Origin of the sequence: Albibacterium sp. (assembly GCF_035514885.1) — a bacterium.
In the GTDB taxonomy this organism is placed as follows: Bacteria; Bacteroidota; Bacteroidia; order Sphingobacteriales; family Sphingobacteriaceae; genus Albibacterium.
Window position 1 is genome coordinate 210,677 of sequence record NZ_DATJCH010000012.1, and the last position, 24,777, is coordinate 235,453.

A 24,777-nucleotide genomic window follows, 5' to 3' on the forward strand; every position below is an offset into this window, starting at 1 on the left:
ATAGTAAATTAATCTATCTTGCCTAAGTTTTTTTGATTTTTCTATTTAATTCTGAGCAAATGATTGCTGATGAGATAGCAACATTCAGCGATTCTGCTCTGCCAAATCGAGGGATTGTGATTCTTTCAGAGATAAGTGGCATCAAATCAGCCTGAATTCCACTTCCTTCATTCCCCATTAAGATAATTCCTTCATTGCCGAAATCGCTTTCATAGATAGATTCTCCATCCAGAACTGCTCCGTATATTTTAAGACTACATTTAGGGAGCCACTCTTTCAAGTCGCAATAAAATACTTTTATTCTTGCCAGGGAACCCATAGTTGCTTGTATAACTTTCGGGTTGTAAATATCAGCTGTATCCATAGAACAGATTATTGTATCCATTCCAAACCAATCAGCCGTACGAATGATTGTTCCCAAGTTGCCCGGATCCTGAATAAAATCTAAGGCGAGAGAAAACTTATTTTGTAAATCTTCCACCTTTAGATTATGATGTGGTATTCTGAAGACAGCTAAAACTCCCTGAGGGTTTGTTAAAGTGCTTATTTTGTTTAATTCATCCGAACTTATCTCGTTTCCTTTTAAAATTCGCAGAAAATTAACCACTTTTGAAGACATTTCGGGAAGATAATATATACTATGAAGAACATACTCTTCATTGATAAATTCCGTTATGGATTTGATGCCTTCTACAATAAAAAGATTATGGGTCTTCCGGAACTTTTTTAAGTGGAGAGATTTGATTAAACTTATTTGAGACTTTGAGAGCATTTACTTCTAAACTTATATCTTTTACAATAATAGCGCTTTTGCTGCTATTTATTACATCTTGTAGATCAGTTCGTTTATTAGAAGATACCGAAACTTTAGTAACAAAAGTAAAATTAAAAGGTATTGATAATGCTTACGAGGAAGATGCATCAGAATATATTCAGAAAGATATACGTCCGAATTCTATTATAAATTTGTTTATCTACAATTTTGCCAATAAACAAGGAAGCCATTACCGAACAGATAAAATTCGAAACGTTGGAGAGGCGCCCAGATTATTGGATAGCTCTTTAATTGAGATTTCGCGGAATCAAATAGAACGGTTTTTAGAGAGCAAAGGTTACTTCAATGCGAAAGTTAAAGATTCTATCAGTATAAAAAAACAAAAAGCAAGTATTACCTTTCTCGTAGAGCAAGGAGATCCCTTTTTTATTCGGAATTTGGAATATCAGATTTCAGATACTGCACTTGATAGCCTATATCGGGAAATAAGCCCTGAATTTAGTCGCCTTCATGCCACAATGCGCTATGATAGTGATTCATTGGTCTATGAACGAGAGAGCATCTATAGCTTGGCAAGACGTTATGGATATTTTGATTTTCTTCGTCAGTATGTTCGTTTTGAGGTAGATTCTGCTATGGAAGGTAACTTGGTAGATTTAAAATTAATTATTGATAATCCCGAGAATCAATCAAGTCATCCGATCTCTTATATCGATAGCAGTTTTATAGAAATAGCAAAAAGTGATGGGACAATAAATGGAGTGTCAAAGAAAGATACATTAGACCAAGCCATGTATTATACAGATTATACTGGGAAATTTAAGGCGGTACCTTTGAATCGGTATATCTTTCAAAAGCAGGGAGATCGCTATAATTATGACTATGAAAATCTCACCTACGATCGTTTATATGAATTAAACACATTCAAGAGTATCAAGGTAAATTATAGTAAGTCAGATTCGTCACATATTAATGCGCATTATGCACTCATCCCTTTAAAAAGAATGGCTAATCGCTTAGAAGGGGAATATACTTTTAATTCGGGTAGAAGCGGTTTCAATATAGGTAATACTTATACGAATAGAAATTTATTTGGCGGCTCTGAACAGTTAGAAGTGAAAGGTCAGTTTGGGATTCTTTTTGATTCTCAACTTTCAGGAAGTTTATTTAACCGTGTCTATAACCGCGACTTTCAATTTGGTGCCACGTTAACTATTCCGAGATTAATTGTTCCTTTTGGGATTCCTATTATCGGCAAGAACGGAATGCCACGAACTGTATTTTCTACAAATTGGCAAATATTCGATCAGTTAGATACCTATTCAAATCGATATTTTATTAATTCCATATCCTATATCTGGAATGAAACTCGCTATAAAGTTCATCAACTTACCCCTATATTACTTGAATATCGCATCGGGCGATTAGATGCTTCATTTAAGGAACAACTTGATAAGGAAGGTTATCGCTTATATATTGAGAGCAATGACAGAGCTTATATCGGATTGGGGAGTCAATATTCTTACACATTTAATACTTTGCGCCTGAATACCCTAGAAGATTTCTTTTATTTTAGGGGTACATTAGATGTAAGTGGGAATACATTGGGTTTAATCAGTTCAGTAGTAGATTTTAATAAGAACGAGAGTGGAGAAAAGACCCTTTTAGGAGTCCCTTATTTACAATATTCGAAAATAGAAACTGACTTCAGAATTTATAAGCATTTGGGTGGAGAGCGTCAACTGGTGTTGCGTATTAATCCCGGTGTAGCAGTTCCTTATGGGAATAATCAAAACTTGTTGATTTTTGAAAAGAACTTCTTTTCAGGAGGTATGAATGGTATTCGTGCATGGCAAGCCCGAACATTGGGTCCTGGAGGTTATAATCGTTCTGTGTTGCCAGATACATTGAGATTAAACTTACGAAACCTCGACCAGTTAGGAGAGATAAAGTTGGAAGCAAATGCGGAATACCGTTTTAAAATAATGAATAACTTCTTTGGAGCTAAATTGAAAGGTGCAACCTTTGTTGATGCCGGAAATATATGGCGGATAAAGGATGATGGTTTAAATCCTAAGGGGCAATTTAAGTGGGATAGATTTATGGATCAAATAGCAATTGGTGCAGGTGTAGGCTTTCGCTTTGATCTGGAATACTTTGTTTTCCGTTTTGATATCGCTGCAAAAATAAGAGATCCTCAATTCGAAGGTACAGATCGATGGGTGATATCGGAGATATTAAATTCAAAAGATTTTCAGGAACGCTATAATGAAACCAATTATCCCGATCGTTACAACTTCGTTCAGTATAACTTTGGGATTGGTATGCCTTTCTAATTCTTAAAAAACTCCTTTAATGCCATGTACCATTGTTTCAAAAAATGTAGTCAGATCCATCCCATGCTTATAGTTAAAGTATAGGAATATAAGGATGGCAATAACGGCGAGGCTTAGAAGCTTGCGGAACATCATTCCAATAAGTACCAATATAGCTGGAACAATAAGTAACACAACCCAGCTGATTTTTACAGGATTAAGTCCAGAGTCGCTTTTTAGTACATAAAACAACTGCCCGTGTGATCCACTCTCGTTTACGTGCTTAATAAAAACAAAGGTTGATTTTTCCACCTTATTAGGTGTAATAGCAACTCCATCATGAAATTCAAGCGGATAGTTAAAGTTATTTAAAGAAAATTGAAATGTTCCATTAATACTTTCCAATGGCTGATCAAGCGAATCAGTGGCGATAATAGCCAGTTTGTCGTTTTTTAGCAGGTTCTCTTCTACAATAAAATGATTGATTCTATTTGTAGAACTTTGTGCGAAACTTAGACCTGGTATTAAAATAAGTGCAGCAAAAATAAAAAAACGATAAATTGACTTGAGCATCCGATCCTATTATTAGACTTACAATATTAAGGAATTCTTTATAATCAAGCACATAAAAAAAGAGGGACAATAAATCCCTCTTTTAATTTAATATGGTTTAGGTGTTTTTAAAGTGCAAACCCAACTGAGAATGAAAGTACGCGGTTATTTTGTTTGTAATCGGCAATATCAGGAGCGATATCTGACAATCCCATACCGTAACCTGCACCTAGTGTTAAACCGCTTGATAACTGATAACCAGCCATTAGGTTTACACCAAACTCAGTTCCTTTTTGAGTAGCATCTTTACCAAAATCGAAATCGGTTTCATCTTCGCCCCAATCACCTTTATACGAGTTCTTGCCTGATATACCGAAAGCGGCATACGGTCCTGCTCCTAAAAAGAAATTACCACCACCTGCAGGGAATTTTACTACTGCATTCACTGGAATCTCAATCCACATAGTGTTTTGGGTCAAAGTTCCTAAATCATTATCCATTAGTTTTGCTCCTTTTCCTTGAAGAGAAATTCCAGGTTGGATAGAAAACATAGGTGATATAGGAGCGTCCATGAATCCGGTTATATGGAAATTAGTAGAAGCTTCCGTGTCGTCCGAATAATTACCATCGCTGAAATGGTAAGTAGGTAAATTCACACCAGCTTTAATACCATATCCTATTCCTTGTGTTTGAGCAAAAGCCCCAACTGTAAATAATACTGCTACTGCAGATAAGATTAACTTTTTCATAGTTTCTAAATTTGTGTTCTTTTTGTATGTGTTCTTTTAATTGTTAAACACATACTGCTTTGCAACTGTTAAGCCAAAAATTCATTTTGCTTTGTAAGGGTATGGTAATCAGCTATATATTTATTTTATATGCAAAGTTATGATTGTACTTAAACTTATACACATGAGGATATAAATCCCCAAAATCTAATTACTTTTGATGCTTATACAAATGAAAAATATGGGCGGACAAAACAGAAAGGACATATATCCGGGTTTATTGGTAGCAATTATCCTTAAAAAGGATCAACGTTCGGGCAATTTAACAGAAGGTATTGTTAAAGATATCTTGACTTCCTCAGCCTATCATTCCAGAGGTATAAAAGTACGGCTGGAGGATGGGCAGGTCGGCAGAGTAGCTGAGATTTTAGAAGAAGAGTAGATTTTATGTTTCTAATATAAATTCTTATTCAGATAATAAGAATTTAACACTATGCTAATACGAATAGACAATATTTGCCATCGTATTAAAATAGACGATTAGAAATGAAAAGAAGATCCTTTTTTAAGAAAGCATCCTTGGCAGTTGCTAGTGCGAGTGTGCTTTCTCCATTTGATTTATTGGCTTCAGAACAGAATCGAAGCATCTTAAAAAACAATGTTGGTTCTGTAAAAAATATAATTTTCATGGTAAGTGATGGGATGAGCATTGGTACACTTACCATGGCAGATTTGCTGTTGCAAAGAAGAGAAGGGCGTAGAAGTAAATGGTTGTCACTTTATGATGAAGGCAAAGTGACACGCGCATTAATGGATACGGCTTCAGCTAATGCGCTAGTTACTGACTCCGCAGCTGCCAGCTCTGCATGGGGAGGTGGTAAGCGTGTAAATAACGGTTCTTTGAATGTCAATCCAGATGGATCTTTCAATAAACCGATCCTTCAGAAATTCAAATCGGCAGGTAAATCTGTAGGCTGCGTTACGTCAGTTCCGGTAACACATGCAACACCGGCAGGCTTCTGTGTAAATAGTGCAAGCCGCGATAACCAATCTGATATTGCAGTTCAGTATTTAAAATTAGAGTTTGATGTTCTGTTAGGTGGAGGTACAGAGTTTTTTAGTGCCGATAAAAGAATGGATAAAGCCAATTTGTTTGGCCAGTTTTCTCAAAAAGGTTACCACGTAGTTCAAGATAGAAATAGTCTGCTCCAAACTTCTACTAGCAAACCCTTATTAGGTGTATTTCACGAAGACGGATTGCCTTATACCCTTGATGTACAGTTTAATAGAAAATTAAAAGCTGAAATACCGTCTTTGTCGGAGATGACTAGACAAGCCATCAACCGTTTGAAGCAAAATAAGAACGGTTTTGTTTTGCAAGTAGAAGGTGGAAGCGTTGATTGGGCTGCACACGCTAACGACGCCAGTGCATTATTATACGAGCAAATCGCATTTGATGAAGCTTTGGCAGAAGCAATATCGTTTGCAGAGCAAGACGGTGAGACACTTGTAATTATAACAACCGATCATGGAAATGCCAACCCCGGGCTTTTTTCCAGCAATGATAAGTTTGATAAAATCCAACATTTCCAGCAAACGAATAACAAGGTATTAAATAGCATTACCAGGAACTTTAATGCAAAGCAAGTAATAGATTATATTGAATCGGCTCAGGGAATTGTTATAAAAAATGAAGAAGCGAAAGATATTTTAAAACACTATAATCAACTGGATAGTGAAGGTTTATATAACCCAAATCATTTGCCCTTTAAAACTTATGCTGAGATTCAATCCAATTATACAGGTATTTCGTTTGCGTCTACCAACCATTCAGCAGACCTAGTTGAACTAGCCATGTTCGGTCCTGGCAGTGAAAGCTTACCGCAATTTGTAAAGAATATAGACCTACATAATTTCATGCTGCAAGCTGCGGAGTTAGATCGTTAAGCCAAGATTTAAGGTATATCAGTTTCTATCTGCTGTACTATTCACAAAGAAAAGTTTCTAGGAGAAGTATTAATAATCTCTATAAGAATATAAACACCAAAATTTTATAAAAAAACGCTATGAATAAAATTACAAATCCGACTAAATATGGGCTGTCGGTTATACTATTAACTGTCCTGTTAACTTCCTTTCTTGCCACTCATGCCTATGCAGGTTTAGGGAAAGTTATGATGTCCGATGATTTTAATAAACGGTCTTTACAGCAAAATGTAGTGGGTACCGTGCGAGATTCTTTAGGTAATAATATGCCGGGAGTAACCGTGCAATTAAAAGGTACAAACCAGGGTACTGCTACTGATATGGATGGTAAATATAGCATATCTGTTCCTGCAAACTCAACACTAGTATTTAGCATGATGGGTTATACCAAACAAGAAATAGCTCTAAATGGAAGAAGTATACTTGATGTTGTATTAAATGAAGATGCCTCATCATTAGAAGAGGTAGTTGTAACAGCAATCGGTATCCGTCAGCAGAAACGTAGAATTGGTTATGCCACTCAGGAGGTTAAATCTGAAGTGCTGGCAGAAGCAAAAACCATGAACCTGGGTAGTGCATTAACCGGACAGGTAGCTGGTCTTACAGTAACGAATCCAACAGGTATTTTTCAAAAGCCTTCTTTCTCGCTGCGTGGTAAAAATCCATTGATCGTATTAGATGGTATTCCTATCGAGACAGATTTTTATGATATTTCAAGCGAAGATATTGAGAATATAAATGTTCTTAAAGGAACAGCTGCTTCTGCACTTTACGGAGCTAGAGGAAAGAATGGAGCAATCTTAATTACAAGTAAAAGTGCGAAGAGTGATAAGCTGGAGATAAACATTAACACAAATAACATGGCTACTGCCGGCTTTACCGTTTTCCCTGAAACGCAAACAGAATATGGTAATGGCTCTAACGGTCAATATGAGTTTTGGGATGGTGCTGATGGTGGTATCTCAGATGGAGACATGATATGGGGTCCAAAATTTGGTACAGAAGTTAAAGTCCCTCAATGGAATAGTCCGATTAAGGATAAACAAACAGGTGAAATAATACCTTGGTGGGGAGATGTTTCAGGTACAATGTACGATGATAAATCACGTTATGAGCGTATACCAACAAATTGGGTAAGACATGATAATTTAAATGATTTCTTAGGAACCGGGCTTGTTACAGATAATTCATTATCGGTAGCATTTAAAGGGGAGAAGGCAAGTTTTTATGCTTCCGGAAAATATGCTCATCAAAAAGGGCAAGTGCCTAATACATCATTAACTACTGGGGGACTTAACTTCAATTCATCTTTTTATTTAAGAGATAACCTGCAATTGGATGCAGCTCTTTCATATAATAAAGTTACTTCTCCTAATTATCCGCGTTATGGATATGGTCCTAAAAACCATATGTATACTATTTTGATATGGATGGGAGATGATGTAAGTGGTAAGGATTTAAAAAACCATATGTATGTACCCGGTCAAGAGGGATACAGACAAGCTAATTATAATTACGCATGGTACAATAACCCTTATTTCGCTGCTTATGAACTTGAGCAAAAACTGAATAGGGATGTAATAACAGGCCGTACTACATTAAATTGGCATGTATTGCCAAACTTGAATCTTCAGGGCCGTGCCTCACTTCGTGAAAATAGAAGCTTTGAAGATATGCAGAGCCCTAAATCATATATGAATTATGGCGATTCAAGAAACGGCGATTATAAGTTGTGGAATAAAGCACAGGCAAATATTGACTTAGATTTTTTAGCTTCATTTAATCAGCGCCTGTCTTCTAATGTTGATTTAACATTAAATGCCGGAGCTTCCACACTCGATCGCACGGTTAGAGAAGATTATGAGTCTAGCGATGGACTGATTGTTCCCTATGTTTATAGTTTAAATAATACACAAGGTCCGGTACAGGCAACGAATTATTTTCAGGAAAAAGCTGTACGAAGCGTATATGGTACTGCTAACTTAGATTTATTCAGTTCGGTATTTTTAAATTTCTCCGCTAGAAATGATTGGTCTTCAACATTACCTACGGGTGGAAATTCATACTTCTATCCCGGGGCATCCATCAGTACCATTCTGTCTGATTTTATAAGAATGCCTCAGTCAGTAGATTTTGTGAAACTATATTCATCATGGGCGCAGGTTTCAAGTGATTTAGAACCTTACAGTATTTACTCTACCTACAATAAAAATGTAACATATGGTTCTATACCATCTGTTGGGTATCCATCAGGAATTATTAATCCCTATATCCAGCCAGAGAAGTCTACTTCTTATGAGCTTGGTTTAGCTACTTCATTTGCTAATAATCGTTTGTCTCTTGATGTCGCTTATTATAATATTATTGATGAAAACCAGATTATTGATTTAAGCATTTCACAAGCTTCCGGTTTCTCGAGCCGTAAGGTAAACGGAAACGTTTATAATACCAACGGCTTTGAAGTTATGGCAGGTGCCAAACCAATTGTCGGAGATCGGTTCTCTTGGGATATTGGATTGAACTGGACAAGTTATGCAAAGAAGATCAATGAAATATACGACAATCAAAAGAAATTTGGTAACCTAAAGGTAGGCGATCGTGTAGATAGCTACTATGCTACAGTTTGGCAAAAAAGTGCTTCTGGTGATCTCATCCTTAATCCAAATAGTGGTTTGCCAATCAGGGATCCGTATCCAACTTATATTGGCAATACTGAGCCTGAATGGAGGTTTGGTTTTCAAAATACATTTAAGATAAAGAACTTCACCGTTAACCTGGATTTAGATGGAGCATGGGGTGGTTTAATGAGATCAGTAACGATTGAAAAAATGTGGTGGGGAGGTAAACACCCTGAATCAGTTGAATATAGAGATCAGGAATATGCTGCAGGCCATCCGGTATATGTGCCACAGGGGGTAGTTATAACAGGTGGTGAGATTACAAGAGATGTAGATGGTAATATTTTGTCTGATACGCGTACCTACGCACCAAGTACAACAGCTGTTAACTGGCAGACATGGAGTCAGATTTATCCTTACCAGGCACAGGTAACAGAAGAGGAGAGCGAGAAATTTGCAAACGTATACGACAGAACGTATGTTAAACTGCGCCGCCTGTCGATAGGTTACGACCTAGCCAACATCATGAAAATCGGTAATGCAAAAAGTGTTAATGTGTCAATGTTTGGATATAATCTTTTCATGTGGAAGAAAATTCCTTACGTAGATCCGGATTATGGTAATGATACTGATTTACAAGATCCTTCTGCAAGATACTTGGGCTTTTCGGTAAACCTAAAGTTCTAATATTAGATTCAATAGAAGCATTAACCAATAGATTTTATAGAAAATTGTAAAAACCATGAAAAGAATAATTTATAGTGCTATCGCAATACTCTTTTGTTTAACGTCCTGTGAGCGCTTAGAAGATATAAATATAGATCCAAATCGTCCTACAGTAACACACCCGCAGTTACAGCTTACCAAAATTCAATGGGATGCTTTTCGATCTTTCCAAGGCACAGGCTCACTTTATGCTATCAAGATGCTGGTTCAAACAGATGGTGAAAATAGTAATCAATATTATCAATGGAATCGGGGAAGTTTTGATCCTTATTACAATATGCGTGATGTTACAAAAATGGCAGAAGAAGCAGCACGAATAAATGATAATAGTTATATTGCCTTAGCAAAATTTTTTAAAGCTTATTATTTTTATAACCTAACGCTTACTTTCGGAGATATACCATATTCAGCTGCTCTAAAAGGTGAATCTTCAGATGGCTATGTACCCCCGGTATACGATAATCAAAAGCAAGTCTTTATGGGGATTTTAGCAGACTTGGCAGAAGCAGATGAATTGCTGAAAGATCAGAATGAACTTATTGCCGGCGATATCATTTATAAAGGAGACAGTAATAAATGGAGAAAGCTTATTAATGCTTTTCGTCTTAAAGTATTAATAACACTTTCTCATAAAGAAAATGATCCTGATTTGAATATTAAAACAGCCTTTGCACAAATAGTTCAAAATGGCCCATTATTAGATGCTGGCGGAGTAGACGATGGTCAATTGGTTTTTTTAAATCAGGAAGGTAACCGTTATCCGGAGTTTAATTCAAGTGGTTATGGATCAGGTATGTATATCGACGAAACATTTATCAATCGTTTACAGGAACGCGAAGATCCACGACTCTTTGTATTTTTCACTCAAACAAGGCTTGCTCAGGAAGCAGGAAAAGCTATTGATGATTTTAGCTCCTACGATGGGGGTGATCCCGCTGCACCTTATGCAGAGGTAAACTTAAAAGCTGCAGCAGGTAAAACATCTAAAGTATTAGAGCGCTATCATCAGGATCCAACCAACGAACCCTTAGTTTTAATGGGTTATTCAGAACAGCAATTAATCTTAGCTGAGGCTGCAGTAAGAGGTTGGATTACCGGAGATGCTAAACAATATTACGATACAGGAATAAAGGCCTCCTTTAAGTTTTATGAGACATATGCAAAAGGGTTAGGTAATTATGTAAATGCTGATAAAGCTATAGAATACTTAGCTAATCCACTGATTGATTTATCGAAAGGGAATACCCTAGAAGAGAAAATTGAACGTATCATTATGCAGAAATATATTCGGTCCTTTTTGCAAAACGGATGGTCGGCATTTTACGATCATTTACGCACAGGCTATCCATCATTTCGCCGACCTGCGGGGGTAACTGTTCCATATCGTTGGATGTACCCACAATCAGAATATAATTACAATGCAGAGAATGTTTCAGAAGCCATCCGGACTCAGTTTGGTGAAGGAAATGATAATATTCACCAAAAAACATGGTGGGTTAAATAATATTAAAGATTAATAACATGAATACAAGACGTGACTTTATTAAACAAGCTGCCTTGATAGCAGGTTCATCCGGAGTATGGAATGCACTACCTGATTCATTGAAAAAAGCGATTGCGATTAACCCCGAGTTAGGAAGTACATTTTATGATGCTGAGCATGTAGTGATATTAATGCAGGAAAATCGCTCTTTTGATCATTGCTTTGGCAGCCTTCAAGGTGTCAGAGGTTTCAATGATCCACGTGCAATTAAACAACCCAATGGAAATAAGGTATGGTTGCAATCAGATAAAAAAGGACAAACTTACGCACCTTTCCGCTTAAATATAAAAGATACCCGTGCTACCTGGATGGGTAGTTTACCACATTCATGGTCGGATATGGTAGATGCTCACAATAAAGGAAAGATGGATAGTTGGCTAGAAGCAAAACGAGCCGGTAATAAGGAATACGTGCATATGCCTTTAACTATGGGTTACTATAACCGTGAAGATATTCCTTTTTATTATGCAATGGCAGATACTTTTACCGTTGGAGATCAGCACTTTTGTTCTTCATTAACAGGCACTACTCCAAACAGATTATATCTTTGGAGTGGTACTGTTCGTGATCCCAGAAAGCAAAATGCAGTTGGAAATGTTAGAAACTCGGATGTAACCTATCGGAGAAATGTAGACTGGCGTACATTTCCTGAACTGTTGGAAATGAATGATATATCCTGGAGAATCTATCAGAATGAACTGAGTTTGGATACTGGGTTCTCAGATGAGGAAGAGCCATGGTTAGCTAATTTTACGAATAACCCAATCGAGTGGTTTGAACAGTTTCATGTTTGGTATTCAGAAACTTACCTGGAAGAATTAAAGAGAAAGGTTAGATTATTAGAAGAAGAAATAGCGACTATTACAAGCGATACTCCAGAAAAAAAAGAAAAACAGGATAGATTAAAAACTTATCAGGAGAGTTTGCAGAAATGGACTCCCGAGAACTTCAGTAAGCTGCCTGAAATAGAGAAGAGCATCCATGCTAAAGCATTTACGACCAATAAAAACCATTCGCTTTATCGTCAGGTTGTAGATAGCACATACAATGATAACGGAGTTTCCCGCACCATGAAAGTACCTGCCGGAGATGTACTTTACCAGTTCCGCCATGATGTTGATAATGGTACTTTGCCTACCGTTTCATGGTTGGTACCACCACAGCATTTTTCTGATCATCCAGGTTCACCCTGGTATGGTGCATGGTGTGTTTCTGAAGTAATGAATATACTTACTAAGAATCCTGATTTCTGGAAAAAGACCATCTTTATTGTGACTTACGATGAGAATGATGGTTATTTTGATCATGTTCCTCCCTTTGTTCCACCTTCTCCAAATGAAGAAGGTTTACCGGGAAAGGTTTCCGAAGGAATTTCTATGGATGCTGAATTTGTGAATCTGAATGAAGAATTAAACGTAAAGAAAATCTCTAAAGAAGATGCCAGAGCAAGCTCTATTGGTTTGGGTTTCCGTGTTCCTTTGCTTATTGCATCACCTTGGAGCAGAGGAGGAAAGGTTAATTCAGAAGTATTAGATCATACCTCAATCATTCAATTTTTAGAGAACTTCTTAAGCAAAAAAACAGGAAAAGAAATTAAAGAAACCAATATCAGCGAATGGCGACGTACAGTTTGTGGCGATTTAACTTCTGCCTTTAGCACATATAATGGTGAAGAAATTCAATATCCTCAACCCGTTGATAAAGAAAAGTTTATCCAGAGTATTTACAATGCTAAATTTAAAGAGTTGCCTAGTGGTTATAAACTCTTAAACGCTGCCGAAATCAATACAATAAATCAAGATAAAGCAGTTCCTGAGGAACATATGCCAAGTCAGGAATCGGGTATTCGAGATTCTTGCGCACTTCCTTATCAGATGCATGCGAGTGGCAGTTTAAGTAAGGACAGAAAGTCATTTGCTATTAACTTTAAAGCAGGTAATCCTTTTGGGAAAAAATCTGCCGGAGTTCCTTTTCTGGCTTATGCGATTGGGAATTACAAAGGAGAGGACTTAAATGGTAGTATAGAACAGGGTAAATCATGGGCTTATGCAGTTAAAGCAGGTGATACATTATCGGAGAGCTGGGCATTGAATAAGTTCGAGACTGGTTATTACGCTCTTTTGGTTTATGGACCCAATGGTTTCTTCCGTTCTTTTGAAGGAAATTCCAAGGATCCTGCTTTGCAGATCAGCGATGCTTACCGTACAGCTTTAAGTATTTCAAAAGCCGTTGAAGATAAACTGATATTGAGAATCGCTAGTAACGAAACAGATAAGAAGTTGAAGGTTACGATTCGGGACAAAAGCTACGGCTCACCGGTAATTGTTAAGGAGATCTTAAACGGCCAAGTTATTGAAGTGGATATAGATACTGCTAAAAACTACGGATGGTATGATATTATAGTGCAAGTTGATGGTTATGAAAGCTTTAGTCAACAATTTTCCGGAAGGGTAGAGACTGGTGAGATTAGAAAGACTGACCCGCTAATGGGGAAGGTACTTAAATATGTATAACTAAGTCAGTAATTATTAATAAATATGTATAGCTATGATAGGGTAAGACACTATAAGGGATCTTCTCGGGACATTCTAGGGACTTCCTAGGGACATTGTAGGGGCAAATCCCTATAATATCCCTAGGAAGTCCTTTGTGTATTTGAAGCATATTCGAGTTATCATACTACTTGAACAATATTAGTTAGTAGGTGGGGTAAGATTACCGGCACGATTAGATTCTTCCGAGACTTTAGAAATATTTCTGAACTTTCTTTTCGTTTCAAAAAGTTCTTTAGCAGCATCAATTGAGTGAGATTTATGAATGTTGCCTTCGCTTTTAGCTAATACAGCTAATTCGCCATAAAATTTGTGAAGACTATCTAATTCTTCTTCTGTAAGATCTTCAATATCTACCATTCGGTTGCTAGTATATCGATTGGCAGCAATTAACTCATTCAATTTTAATTGAATAGCTTTAGAATCTTTATTCTGAGATTTCTGGATTAAGAAAACCATTAAGAAGGTAATAATGGTTGTCCCTGTATTTATTACCAGTTGCCAAGTTGCCGAATAATTAAATAGGGGACCACTGATAGCCCACGCAATTACAATAAAGGCTGCTAAAGTAAAAGCTGTAGAACTACCTGACCAGTTTGTGATTTTGTTCGCAAATTTCTCGAAGAAATTATGTTTCTTTTTTTCAATTTCTCTATTATCGTTTGGTATGGTTTTCATAAATTCTAAGTTTAAATTTTTTATTTGATTAAATATTAGCTATTATGAATGTTTAAAAGTTTAAGAAGTTGTTTTTCAGCCTTTTCCATATCGGATAGCTTGCCACCTTTACGCAATGCCTTTTTGAAGTAGGGATATATACTTTGATCTTCATAAGCTTTTATTAATTTGTCTGAAACATAGTATTTCTTGCATACACTGCGTGTATTTCCGAGTTTGGAGGCTACGAAATCATACATTTCAAGGATGTTATTTTTGTATTGTGTTTTATTTTCAAAAGCCCCTAATTCGCATAGCTTTCGAAATGCCCAAACCGTACCGTACCATGTTCTGAAATCTTTAGATGTAAAATCTTGTTTGGTACAGTGTTGAATGTATTCATTGAGATCTCCTGAGTCAAGTATACAAATGGATCCATCTTTATCTAAATATTGAAATAATGATTGACCCCGAATTTCCATTACGTTCTTAAGTTGTTTGGCAAGCGACCGATCACTGACCTTAATCTTATGTAACACACCTTTCTTCCCTCTGAAATTGAAAAATATTGCAGAACCGTTGATTTGAACATGCTTGTTTGTGAGAGTAGTTAATCCATAGCTTTTATTTTGTTCGCGGTAGTAACTGTTTCCGGCACGGATCAACGTTTCTTCCATTAATTGGAGCGCAATGGCAATTATTTTTTCTTTGGTGTTTTTTCTTTTACGAATATCTTTCCGAATGTTTTTTCGAATACAAGGTAATGACTTTCCAAATTCAATAATCCGTGCAAATTTATTTTCATGCTGCATCTGCTGCCATTCCGGGTGATAAATGTATTGTTTCCTGCCTTTAACATCGATACCGGTTGCTTGAAGATGACCGTTTTTTGATGGACTAATCCAAACGTTTTTCCATGCCGGAGGAATAACGAGTGAGTGGAAGCGTTTTATAAGATTTTCATCTTTAACGAGTTCTCCCTTAAAATAATAAGCAAATCTTTTGCCCTTCGATGTTCTGGTATAACCTTCTATGGTATCAGGAAGATATTTTAACGTAGAAGATAGTTTGTTTGTTGATTCTGTTTTCGCTTCCATCTTGATTATATGTCAATAACTTATATTAAAGTCGATTTGTTTGTAACCTTTATGAAATTCATTCACTCTATTATTTTATAAACAAAAATTAAAGACATGATATATATATCGATCGCATTATTTGCACTGACAGCCGTCTTAGGCTTGGGTATTTTGATTAAATGGCTTACAAATAAAGATGCTCCGCGCTCAGTAATTTATTCGCATGGTATTTTTGCTGTAATAGCACTTTTATTACTGGTGATATATTCAGTTCAGAATCCGGATAATTTTCCCAAGGTGAGTATTGTGCTTTTTATTTTAGCAGCTATCGGCGGACTGTATATGTTTGCTCTTGATCTTAAAAAGAAAAATAGCCCACTTATTATTACCTTTATACATGCGCTCATAGCATTGGGTGGCTTTGTTACGTTGCTTCTGTTTGTATTTGCTTAATAATTGAAGGAATGAAAGTATTCGGACACCCAATCCACATCATGCTAATTCATTTTCCAACGGCATTGCTTCCAATGGAACTTGTCTTTTCTGCTATTAATCATTTTAATAAGGACGCATCATTCTTAGACGCATCTTTCTATACGATGAGTGCTGGTGTGATCTTAGGTTGGCTAGCTATTGTGTTTGGGACCTTTGACTTGCTAAATATCTTTGAAAATAAACCAGAAGTAATGAACAAGGCACTGGTACATGGAGGGATTAATACGGCTGTAATAACGGCTTACACAATATTAGCGTATATTCAATATAAGAATTATCCTTCTTTGGAAGCGGATAGTATATTAATATTGATTATAAAGGTGTTAACTAATGCTTTTTTAATTCTTGGTAATTTCTTTGGGGGTGATTTAATATTAAAACATAGAGTTGCTGTTAGAGATGAATAATATAAAACAATTTGATCAATATGATGATCTGGAGATTGTATCCCGAGTTTTATTGGGGGAAGTTGCCTTGTATGAAATAATTATCAGGCGATATAATTCTTATTTATTCAGAATAGGGAGAACCTATGCCTATAATCATGCTGATACGGAAGATTTGATGCAAGAAACTTATCTCAGTGCTTATTCCAACCTTAGTAAATTTGAGAACCGTTCTTCTTTTAAAACCTGGTTAGTGAAAATAATGCTTAATCACTGCTATCATAGAAAACAGAAGTTTAGTTTTCAGAAGGAGGTTATGACGGAAAGTTTTGAACAAGAAACAGCTATACCCATGTTTGTTAACCAAAATAACGATACAGATAGAACAATTGTCAATAAGGAATTAGGACGGGTTCTGGAGAATGCGTTACAGCAAATCCCAGAAGATTATAGAATAGTTTTTTCGCTTCGTGAACTTAATGGCATGAGTACCAATGAAACATCAGAAGCGTTGAGTATTTCAGAAAGCAATGTAAAAGTACGTTTAAGTCGAGCTAAAAGTATGTTGCGTTTTGAGGTAGAAAAGATGTATTCGCCTGCAGATATTTTTGAATTTAATTTGATATACTGTGATAAGATTGTTGAAAATGTAATGAGAAGAATTGGGGAGATGCTTTAGGAAGGCCTATATTAGCAGACGATTAATATGGGTTATCGTTTGTTTATTTATATTACCGATAGACAAGGCAAGGGTAGCTACTGTCAACATTCCTTTTTATATGAAAGATTAAGAATGATAAGTGCTTGACTGCGTCGCAGATGTTTGGAAAGGCATATGGAGCTCTGATATTATAGAGACTACATATGCGATTTTGAATAAATTATTTCTGTTTTTTAACACGAACAGCATTTAGTCCCTTTTGACCCTTTTCGGTTTCAAAAGTAACTTTATCGTTTTCACCTACTTCTTCTTCTAGACTATTTACGTGTACAAAGATACTCTCTTGTGATACCTGGTCTTTTATGAAACCGTATCCTTTAGACTCGTTGAAAAATGTAATGATTCCTTTTCTAATCAGATCAGCCGGATCTGGAGCTTCTTGTTTAGAAACACCAATTTCAATATCTTCATGATTGATAATCTTTTTCTTCTTTGGATCAGGTGGGGTAAAAGTTAAGTCGCCATTCTCATCCACATAAACATACATTTCTTCAAGGCTTTTACCTTTAGATGAATTGTTTTTGCGTTCTTCTCTTTTTTGTTCCTTATCTTGTTTCTTTTTTAATCTCTTTTTTTCTTTTTCTTTTTTGTTAAATGTTTCTTGTGATTTAGCCATATTTTATTTTAGAGTTATTGTTTTGTTTTAAAAATAATGATCTGTTTTGGAGAAGATAAATGAGCGCACTTATGCGTAGAATGCAAATATACAGCTAATTATTGCTAATTACTAATGCTAATATAATTATTGTTATAAAGGATAGGGAATGATGAAAATAGTTGCTTTATTTTCGTTTTATCAATTCAGTATCTAAAACAATGGATTCAAATTCAGTTACCGGATGTTTACTTTCTATTAGTTGAACCAGCATATTCATAGCTACTCTGCCCATTTCGAATGCTGGCTGACGGACACATGAAAATCCGGGTTGAAGTAAATCTAATATATCAGAATTTGAAAATCCGGTTACTGCTGGATGTATTTGATTCGGAGAAAGTTTTTTAAGTGCAGTTAAGCAGCCAATACTGAGACGGTCACTAGCTACAAAGATTGCATCAGGCTTTTCATCCAGACTGATAAAGTATTTGATGGCATCCTCTACCTCTTGCTGTAAACGACCACCATGATGACAGTAACGTATGAGAGAATCGTCAGCCTCCATATTGTTGTCGCGTAAAGCTTCCTTATACCCGTCTAACCTTTCTTTTGTAATTGATAAATGCGGAGCATTTGCTAGATGAGCTATCCTTTTAAAGCCTTTGTCAATTAAAGCCTGGGTTGCATTTTTGGTTCCTTGCTTGTTGTTTGAGGTTACTGTGTGGGTGTCGAATACAGAAATAACCCGATCAAAGAATACAATAGGTAAACCCTGCTTATGAAGTTTTAAAATATGTGTAAAGTCTTTGGTTTCTGCAGACATGGATACAAGCAAACCATCAACTGACCGGTTTGCTAAATGTTGTATATTAATAACCTCTCGTTCATAAGAATCATGACTTTGGGAAATGATTACGTGATAACCTTTACTATATGCAATAGATTCAATCCCATCAATCACTTGTGAAAAAAAATTATTGGCAACTTCGCAAACGATAATCCCTACGGAATAGCTTCTGCGTTGTCTTAAGCTTAAAGCAATTGGGTTCTTTTTATAATTGTGTTCTTCAGCATAATTAAGAACTCTTTTTTTTGTTTCTGTATTAATTTCATAGCTGTCACTTAGTGCCCTGGATACAGTAGAAGGCGAGAGGTCTAAAGCAATAGCGATGTCTTTAATTGTAATTGGTTTGAACACTTTAATTATAATTGATTTGAGTACTTTTATGTACGTGTTATATCAAAGATAAAAAAATGATTAGTTAGTCCAACCTTTATTTTTTTTATTACAATTGCAAATATTATTGGCATCGTTTGCGTACTTTTTTATCTTAAGAAAGTCGCTTTTTAATCTGTTATGTATTAAACTTGTTTATGATATGACATAGTTCAATGTCCAAACCATTATTAATCGTTACTTATTATGGAAAAAAACAATTCAGAAAATTCAAGAAGGGATTTTATCAAGAAGGCTTCACTAGGTGCCGGTGTTCTTGGTTTATCAGCAATGGGGGTTAATGCTAAAAGCTACAGCCGTGTTATGGGAGCTAATGACCGGGTTCAAGTAGGTATCATTGGTTTCTCTAATCGTTTTCGTGGTTCCTTAGTTCCTTGTTTTATGAATCATTCAAAAGAGCTTAATTTCGAATTCGTGGCTGTTTCAGATATCTGGAATCGGCGTCGCGATGAAGCAGAAGCTTTCATAAAAGATAAAACGGGGAATACAATTAAAAAATATCGTAATAATGACGAGTTACATGCTGCTCAAGGTATTGATGCAGTAATTATTAGTACAGCAGATTTTCAACATGCTTTAATGGCGGCAGAAGCTGTTCGTAATGGCAAAGATGTCTATGTAGAAAAACCAATGGCTGAAACATTGGAAGATGCGAAGGTTCTTTTGAAAGCTGTTCAAGAAACTGGAAAAATATTGCAAGTAGGATCGCAACGTAGAAGCGCACCTAATTACATAGCTGCCAACGAATATATTAAATCAGGTAAGTTCGGTGATATTAATATGGTAGAAATGACCTGGAATGTAAATCAGCCGGGACGATGGCGTTTACCGAAATTGGTAAGTGAAATTCGTCAGGAAGATACAGATTGGGATCGCTTTTTAATGAATAGACCTAAAGTAGCCTGGGATCCACGTAAATATTTAGAGTTTCGTTTATTCTGGCCTTATTCTTCTGGTATTTGGGGACAGTGGATGGCTCATCAAATTGATACGGTACATTGGTTTTCAGGATTGAATCACCCAAGAAGTGTAGTTGCAAATGGAGGTATTTATACCTGGAAAGATGGTCGCCAAAATCCGGATACTGCAACAGCGGTAATGGACTATGGGCCGGCCGATGATATGAGCAAAGGGTTCCAGGTTCTATATTCTTCTCGTTTTACTAACTCTGCGGGAGATGTCAAAGAGTTGTATTACTCGAATGGCGGTATGCTGAATCTGGATACGAATGAAGTAACATCAACTGGTGGATTGACAGCTAGGTCGGCAGCAGAAATGGGAATGCAGGCTAACTTATTGACTCCTTTTACACTTGCTAATGCTGCAAAAATGGAGACATCAGCAAACACAGGAGGCGATCCCATGACTTCCCTTCATATGCGTAATTGGATGGAATGTGTTCGTAGTAGAAAAACACCGAATGCTTCAGTTCAAGCTGGATACAATCATTCAGTTGCAAATATTATGGCAAGAACAGCGATGGAAACTGGTAAGAAAGTGACGTTTGATGATGCGAGACAAGAAGTTATTACTAGTTAAATACACAGATTTTTATAAGCAAAAGAAATGATCAAAAATAATAAAATGATCAAACCCCTGATCTTTGGGGGCTTGATATTGTTTAATTCGTGCTCTGCACAGACGCCTAACGATGCCACTCGCTTTAATATAGTGGAGAATCAGGCAGATAAACGAGTTGATATTACAGTAGATGGTGAGCCATTTACTTCGTATATTTATCCGGATGAATTGATGAAACCTGTATTGTATCCATTGCGTACTTCAAAAGGTACATTGGTGACCAGGGGTTGGCCTATGGATCCTCGTCCGGGAGAACGTGTAGATCACCCTCATCATGTTGGTATGTGGTTCAATTATGGTGATGTTAATGGGCTGGATTTCTGGAATAATTCAACAGCTATACCTGCTGAGAAGAAAGATGGTTTTGGCACCATTAAGCATGTTTCGGTTAACAATATGACTGCCGATAATAATAAAGCAGAGTTAGAAGTAACTATGGATTGGCAAAAACCGGATGGTACTAGCCTTTTAAAAGAAGAGACCAAATATATTTTTACACAGGAAGGTGATGAACGCGCTATTGAGCTGGTTACCAAGCTGACTGCTTTAGATGAAGACGTTTCATTTATGGATAATAAAGAAGGTTTATTGGGAATTCGAGTAGCACGTGAGCTGGAACATCCTTCAGATAAGCCTGAGAAATTTACCGATGCAAATGGAATAGCTACTGATGTGGCACAGATGAATAATGAAGGCGTAACAGGCTTGTATCGCAGTAGTGAAGGAATTGAAGGTGATAGTGTTTGGGCTACCCGTGGAAAGTGGGTTAATCTGAATGGAAAAATAGGAGAAGAGCCTGTTTCATTGGTTATTCTTGATAATCCTGAAAATGTAGGGTATCCTACCTACTGGCATGCTCGTGGTTATGGACTATTTGCTGCTAACCCTTTGGGACAAAAAGAGTTTAGCAAAGGTAAAGAAGTATTAGATTATAAACTGAAAGCGGGTGAATCAGTAGTGTTTAAATATAAAGTACTTATTAATTCAGGAAGTAACCTTTCTGATGATCAGGTGAATGCAGCGTTTGATACATTTGCCACTTCTAATAACTAATTAATGAAAAAACTGAATAAAGCTTTCTTACAAGAAAATAAACTGTCGGAAGAATTAGCAAGCCCCGCTCCAGGCTGGGATCAATTACCTGAAAAGGTTTTACAGTTCGGTACCGGTGTTTTGCTTCGAGGACTTCCAGATTATTTTATAGATAAAGCTAATCAACAAGGCGTATTTAACGGGCGCGTTGTTGTAGTAAAATCCACTAATAAGGGTGGAATAAGCGATTTTGAAGATCAAGATAGCCTGTATACTATGTATATTAAGGGGATAGAGAATGGGATTGAGGTTCAAAAGTCGAAGGTGATTTCTTCTATTAGTAGGGTGCTTACTGCTACTGCTGATTGGAAAGAAATACTTGATGTTGCCATAAAAGATGAGTTGGAGGTTGTTATTTCGAATACAACCGAAGTCGGCATTGTTTTGGATACAAAAGATGATCTGAAGGCAGGACCTCCAAATTCATTCCCTGCTAAACTAACCGCATTATTATACAAACGCTTCCTACATTTCAGAGGCGATAGCAGTAAAGGTTTGGTTATATTACCCACAGAATTGATTAGTGATAATGGAACTAAGCTGAAAGAGATCATAATTGAACTATCGCGAATCCATAATCTTGGTGAAGATTTTATTGCATGGATTAATCAGGCGAATCACATCTGTAATACACTTGTTGATCGTATTGTGCCCGGAAAACTATCAAAGGAGGATCAGGAAAAAGAAGAACAGCGTTTGGGATATATTGATGATTTAGCAATATTGGTTGAGCCTTTTAGACTTTGGGCTATTGAGTCAAATAGTGACGAAGTGAAAAAGATACTTTCTTTTGCAAGTGTTGATAAGGGGATCGTTATCGTTCCCGATATTGGAAAGCTAAAAGAACTTAAATTACGTTTGTTGAATGGTAGCCATACCTTTTCTTGTGGCTTAGCCTTGTTGTGTGGCTTTCCGACTGTAAAGGAGGCTATGAAAGATAAAGACTTTGTGCGTTATATACAGCAGTTGTTGCAGGAGGAAATTATACCTGCCATTACTGGTGAAGAGATTTCTGTAGCTGAAGCACAGGATTTTGCAGGTCATGTGGTTGATAGATTTAGCAACCCCTTCCTCGACCATTCATGGAAGAGCATTTGCTTTAATTATACTTCGAAACTACAAATGCGTACGGTAGCTTTAATTGAGAAGTATACAAATAAACATCAAAGCCCTCCTCAGTATATGGCATTGGGCTTTGCTGCTTACTTGCTTTTTATGAAAGACTCTGAAGGGGATGAATCATCTTTGAATTCTTTATGGAAAGAATATACGCCAAGTGAATTGGTAAATAAGGTATTAAGTAATCAGAAACTGTGGAATGTAGATTTAAGCCAAATTCCTGGGTTTGCAGATGCAGTGAAAACGAAATTGCAGCTCTTGTTGAACTATCCGGCGCTAGATGTAATCAGACAGATGAATGATAGCCAGAATAAATAATAATCAGATTTTTTCAAATTAATTAAAAGATGTTATATCGAGTATTAAAGGTACATGCCAATGACAATGTACTAGTCGCTTTGCAAGATTTAAAAGCAGGGGAGACAGTTGAGTATAAAGGGATATCTTACCTCTTGAAGGAGGCAATTCCAGCTAAGCATAAGTTTTTTATGGAAGATATGAAGGATGGTGATCCCATTATAATGTATGGTACACTGGTAGGCAAAACACAATACGATGTAAAAACAGGTTCACGTATGAATACTGACAACGTGAAACATGCAGCCGCAAAATATCAATACCGACCTTATAGTTACCAGTGGACTGCTCCTGATGTTCATAAATTTGAGGGAAGAACCTTCAATGGATATCATCGAAGCGATGGTACGGTTGGTACAGCGAATCACTGGTTGTTTATACCCATGGTGTTTTGTGAAAATAGAAACCTGGATGTAATTCGGGAGGCACTTCATAATGAATTAGGTTATGCGGTTACAGATAAATATAAAGCTAAAGTTCATCTTCTCCGGGAACTATATGAAACCGGTAAAGAAATAGAAAAACAGGAGTTAAATATCAAAGAATCTCTTGTACCTGTTGATCGTTTATTTAAAAATGTTGATGGTATTAAGTTCCTAAATCATCAGGGAGGTTGTGGGGGGACCAGACAAGATGCTGCGGTTTTAAGCAAATTGTTAGCGGCATACGCTGACCATCCGAATGTTGCAGGAGTAACTGTAATGAGTTTAGGATGCCAGAATTTACAGGTTAAAGACTTTTTAACTGATCTGAAATTAAGAAATCCGAATTTTGATAAACCTATCCATGTTTTTGAACAACAAGGATCACTGAGTGAGGAGCAATTAATTACAGATGCTATTAAAAAGACTTTCGTAAGTCTGATTGAAGCAAATAAAATAACCAGACAAGCCGCACCTTTAAGTAAATTAACGATTGGGGTAAAATGTGGAGGGAGCGATGGCTTTAGTGGGATATCTGCTAATCCTGCTGTTGGTTATTGTTCTGATTTATTGGTTGCATTGGGAGGAAAGATTTTGCTAGCTGAGTTTCCTGAACTTTGTGGAACTGAACAGAATATAATTGATCGTACAATAGATGAGACTGCTGCCCGAAAATTCATTTCATTGATGGAAGCTTATAATGATTCTGCTGAAAGTGTGGGTTCTGGATTTCATATGAATCCTTCGCCGGGTAATATTAGAGATGGATTGATTACTGATGCTATTAAAAGTAATGGAGCTGTTAAAAAAGGTGGAACGGCACCTATTGTTGACGTTTTAGACTATACTGAGCTTGCTGTTAAGCCAGGGTTAAATTTGGTTTGCACGCCAGGAAACGATGTAGAAGCAACAACCGGTAAAGCTGCGAGCGGGGCAACACTTATTTTATTTACTACTGGTTTAGGTACACCTACAGGTAATCCAATTTGTCCGGTTATAAAAGTGTCTTCAAATAGTAAACTAACTAAACGGATGGGAGATATCATTGATATTGACTGCGGTCCGATTATTTCTGGGGATAAAACTATTGAAGAAATGGGTGAAGAAATACTTGAATATTGTATCAGAGCAGCATCAGGAGAAGTTCTTCCTAAAGCAGTACAGCTTAATCAAGATGATTTTATTCCTTGGAAACGTGGTATTTCATTATAATAGCAGTATAGCATTTCTAAAATAATAAT

Annotated in this window: 20 protein-coding genes; 13 read left to right on the forward strand and 7 right to left on the reverse strand. The window is 36.5% G+C overall.

Features of this window, described 5'->3' with window-relative positions:
• Window positions 1-22 precede the first annotated feature (22 nt).
• Entirely contained in the window at window positions 23-772 is a 750-nt protein-coding gene (locus tag VL047_RS04785; RefSeq protein WP_325358959.1) for an RNA methyltransferase, read from the reverse strand.
• On the opposite strand from VL047_RS04785, the gene VL047_RS04790 reads away from it, so the two are divergent.
• Window positions 763-3,111 carry a BamA/TamA family outer membrane protein gene (locus VL047_RS04790; protein ID WP_325358960.1) on the forward strand — a complete coding sequence of 783 codons (2,349 nt, stop codon included), beginning with the start codon at window positions 763-765 and terminating at the stop codon, window positions 3,109-3,111. The two genes, VL047_RS04785 and VL047_RS04790, sit on opposite strands and share 10 nt — an antisense overlap.
• A gap of 3 nt (window positions 3,112-3,114) precedes the next feature.
• Here VL047_RS04790 and VL047_RS04795 read toward each other — a convergent pair whose 3' ends face one another.
• Both VL047_RS04795 and VL047_RS04800 read right to left on the reverse strand, forming a co-directional pair.
• Window positions 3,115-3,663, reverse strand: coding sequence for a hypothetical protein (locus VL047_RS04795; protein WP_325358961.1), 549 nt, complete (start codon window positions 3,661-3,663; stop codon window positions 3,115-3,117).
• A gap of 107 nt (window positions 3,664-3,770) precedes the next feature.
• Complete coding sequence (locus tag VL047_RS04800) at window positions 3,771-4,391, reverse strand: porin family protein (RefSeq protein WP_325358962.1); 621 nt, start codon at window positions 4,389-4,391, stop codon at window positions 3,771-3,773.
• 220 nt (window positions 4,392-4,611) lie between these two features.
• On the opposite strand from VL047_RS04800, the gene VL047_RS04805 reads away from it, so the two are divergent.
• From VL047_RS04805 to VL047_RS04825, 5 genes are all read left to right on the forward strand, one after another.
• Complete coding sequence (locus VL047_RS04805) at window positions 4,612-4,812, forward strand: YwbE family protein (RefSeq protein ID WP_325359542.1); 201 nt, start codon at window positions 4,612-4,614, stop codon at window positions 4,810-4,812.
• Between the two features lie 104 nt (window positions 4,813-4,916).
• Complete coding sequence (locus VL047_RS04810; protein WP_325358963.1) at window positions 4,917-6,317, forward strand: alkaline phosphatase; 1,401 nt, start codon at window positions 4,917-4,919, stop codon at window positions 6,315-6,317.
• A 119-nt stretch (window positions 6,318-6,436) separates the two neighbouring features.
• Window positions 6,437-9,661, forward strand: coding sequence for a SusC/RagA family TonB-linked outer membrane protein (locus VL047_RS04815; protein ID WP_325358964.1), 3,225 nt, complete (start codon window positions 6,437-6,439; stop codon window positions 9,659-9,661).
• Window positions 9,662-9,716: 55 nt separating this feature from the next.
• Window positions 9,717-11,204, forward strand: a complete 1,488-nt coding sequence (locus tag VL047_RS04820) for a SusD/RagB family nutrient-binding outer membrane lipoprotein (RefSeq protein WP_325358965.1) — start codon at window positions 9,717-9,719, stop codon at window positions 11,202-11,204.
• A 17-nt stretch (window positions 11,205-11,221) separates the two neighbouring features.
• Window positions 11,222-13,756, forward strand: coding sequence for a phosphocholine-specific phospholipase C (locus VL047_RS04825; protein ID WP_325358966.1), 2,535 nt, complete (start codon window positions 11,222-11,224; stop codon window positions 13,754-13,756).
• A 180-nt stretch (window positions 13,757-13,936) separates the two neighbouring features.
• Here the strand turns inward: VL047_RS04825 and VL047_RS04830 are convergent, their stop codons facing one another.
• Complete coding sequence (locus VL047_RS04830) at window positions 13,937-14,473, reverse strand: low affinity iron permease family protein (RefSeq protein ID WP_325358967.1); 537 nt, start codon at window positions 14,471-14,473, stop codon at window positions 13,937-13,939.
• Window positions 14,474-14,508: 35 nt separating this feature from the next.
• Window positions 14,509-15,549 (reverse strand): DNA topoisomerase IB, encoded by a 1,041-nt coding sequence (locus tag VL047_RS04835; protein WP_325358968.1) that lies wholly within the window; start codon window positions 15,547-15,549, stop codon window positions 14,509-14,511.
• Window positions 15,550-15,645: 96 nt separating this feature from the next.
• Between VL047_RS04835 and VL047_RS04840 the strand changes: the two genes are divergently transcribed.
• The 3 genes from VL047_RS04840 to VL047_RS04850 are packed head-to-tail and all read left to right on the forward strand — an operon-like array spanning window position 15,646 to window position 17,091.
• Window positions 15,646-15,984 (forward strand): hypothetical protein, encoded by a 339-nt coding sequence (locus VL047_RS04840; RefSeq protein ID WP_325358969.1) that lies wholly within the window; start codon window positions 15,646-15,648, stop codon window positions 15,982-15,984.
• Between the two features lie 11 nt (window positions 15,985-15,995).
• Complete coding sequence (locus VL047_RS04845) at window positions 15,996-16,433, forward strand: DUF2231 domain-containing protein (RefSeq protein WP_325358970.1); 438 nt, start codon at window positions 15,996-15,998, stop codon at window positions 16,431-16,433.
• Window positions 16,426-17,091: a sigma-70 family RNA polymerase sigma factor gene (locus VL047_RS04850; RefSeq protein WP_325358971.1), complete on the forward strand. Its 666-nt coding sequence runs from the start codon at window positions 16,426-16,428 to the stop codon at window positions 17,089-17,091. The genes VL047_RS04845 and VL047_RS04850 overlap by 8 nt, the downstream gene beginning before the upstream one ends.
• A gap of 202 nt (window positions 17,092-17,293) precedes the next feature.
• Here the strand turns inward: VL047_RS04850 and VL047_RS04855 are convergent, their stop codons facing one another.
• Window positions 17,294-17,749: a cold shock domain-containing protein gene (locus VL047_RS04855; RefSeq protein ID WP_325358972.1), complete on the reverse strand. Its 456-nt coding sequence runs from the start codon at window positions 17,747-17,749 to the stop codon at window positions 17,294-17,296.
• 166 nt (window positions 17,750-17,915) lie between these two features.
• Window positions 17,916-18,926 (reverse strand): LacI family DNA-binding transcriptional regulator, encoded by a 1,011-nt coding sequence (locus VL047_RS04860; protein WP_325358973.1) that lies wholly within the window; start codon window positions 18,924-18,926, stop codon window positions 17,916-17,918.
• A 225-nt stretch (window positions 18,927-19,151) separates the two neighbouring features.
• Between VL047_RS04860 and VL047_RS04865 the strand changes: the two genes are divergently transcribed.
• From VL047_RS04865 to VL047_RS04880, 4 genes are read left to right on the forward strand one after another with little or no spacing between them, the layout of a single operon-like run.
• Complete coding sequence (locus VL047_RS04865) at window positions 19,152-20,504, forward strand: Gfo/Idh/MocA family oxidoreductase (RefSeq protein ID WP_325358974.1); 1,353 nt, start codon at window positions 19,152-19,154, stop codon at window positions 20,502-20,504.
• Window positions 20,505-20,549: 45 nt separating this feature from the next.
• Window positions 20,550-21,599 carry a PmoA family protein gene (locus tag VL047_RS04870; RefSeq protein ID WP_325358975.1) on the forward strand — a complete coding sequence of 350 codons (1,050 nt, stop codon included), beginning with the start codon at window positions 20,550-20,552 and terminating at the stop codon, window positions 21,597-21,599.
• A 3-nt stretch (window positions 21,600-21,602) separates the two neighbouring features.
• Complete coding sequence (locus VL047_RS04875) at window positions 21,603-23,075, forward strand: tagaturonate reductase (protein WP_325358976.1); 1,473 nt, start codon at window positions 21,603-21,605, stop codon at window positions 23,073-23,075.
• Window positions 23,076-23,104: 29 nt separating this feature from the next.
• The gene (locus VL047_RS04880; RefSeq protein ID WP_325358977.1) at window positions 23,105-24,748 is read left to right on the forward strand and encodes an altronate dehydratase family protein; all 1,644 of its coding nucleotides are present in this window, start codon (window positions 23,105-23,107) and stop codon (window positions 24,746-24,748) included.
• Window positions 24,749-24,777 lie beyond the last annotated feature (29 nt).

What these genes read in the sequence shown, in the direction of transcription:
- VL047_RS04850 (WP_325358971.1), top strand. Translation starts at nt 16,426, where the DNA reads ATGAATAATATAAAACAATTTGATCAATATGATGATCTGGAGATTGTA.
- VL047_RS04795 (WP_325358961.1), bottom strand. Translation starts at nt 3,663, where the DNA reads ATGCTCAAGTCAATTTATCGTTTTTTTATTTTTGCTGCACTTATTTTA.
- VL047_RS04875 (WP_325358976.1), top strand. Translation starts at nt 21,603, where the DNA reads ATGAAAAAACTGAATAAAGCTTTCTTACAAGAAAATAAACTGTCGGAA.
- VL047_RS04805 (WP_325359542.1), top strand. Translation starts at nt 4,612, where the DNA reads ATGGGCGGACAAAACAGAAAGGACATATATCCGGGTTTATTGGTAGCA.
- VL047_RS04845 (WP_325358970.1), top strand. Translation starts at nt 15,996, where the DNA reads ATGAAAGTATTCGGACACCCAATCCACATCATGCTAATTCATTTTCCA.
- VL047_RS04870 (WP_325358975.1), top strand. Translation starts at nt 20,550, where the DNA reads ATGATCAAACCCCTGATCTTTGGGGGCTTGATATTGTTTAATTCGTGC.
- VL047_RS04855 (WP_325358972.1), bottom strand. Translation starts at nt 17,749, where the DNA reads ATGGCTAAATCACAAGAAACATTTAACAAAAAAGAAAAAGAAAAAAAG.
- VL047_RS04835 (WP_325358968.1), bottom strand. Translation starts at nt 15,549, where the DNA reads ATGGAAGCGAAAACAGAATCAACAAACAAACTATCTTCTACGTTAAAA.
- VL047_RS04785 (WP_325358959.1), bottom strand. Translation starts at nt 772, where the DNA reads ATGCTCTCAAAGTCTCAAATAAGTTTAATCAAATCTCTCCACTTAAAA.
- VL047_RS04825 (WP_325358966.1), top strand. Translation starts at nt 11,222, where the DNA reads ATGAATACAAGACGTGACTTTATTAAACAAGCTGCCTTGATAGCAGGT.
- VL047_RS04810 (WP_325358963.1), top strand. Translation starts at nt 4,917, where the DNA reads ATGAAAAGAAGATCCTTTTTTAAGAAAGCATCCTTGGCAGTTGCTAGT.
- VL047_RS04880 (WP_325358977.1), top strand. Translation starts at nt 23,105, where the DNA reads ATGTTATATCGAGTATTAAAGGTACATGCCAATGACAATGTACTAGTC.
- VL047_RS04830 (WP_325358967.1), bottom strand. Translation starts at nt 14,473, where the DNA reads ATGAAAACCATACCAAACGATAATAGAGAAATTGAAAAAAAGAAACAT.
- VL047_RS04840 (WP_325358969.1), top strand. Translation starts at nt 15,646, where the DNA reads ATGATATATATATCGATCGCATTATTTGCACTGACAGCCGTCTTAGGC.
- VL047_RS04815 (WP_325358964.1), top strand. Translation starts at nt 6,437, where the DNA reads ATGAATAAAATTACAAATCCGACTAAATATGGGCTGTCGGTTATACTA.
- VL047_RS04865 (WP_325358974.1), top strand. Translation starts at nt 19,152, where the DNA reads ATGGAAAAAAACAATTCAGAAAATTCAAGAAGGGATTTTATCAAGAAG.
- VL047_RS04800 (WP_325358962.1), bottom strand. Translation starts at nt 4,391, where the DNA reads ATGAAAAAGTTAATCTTATCTGCAGTAGCAGTATTATTTACAGTTGGG.
- VL047_RS04820 (WP_325358965.1), top strand. Translation starts at nt 9,717, where the DNA reads ATGAAAAGAATAATTTATAGTGCTATCGCAATACTCTTTTGTTTAACG.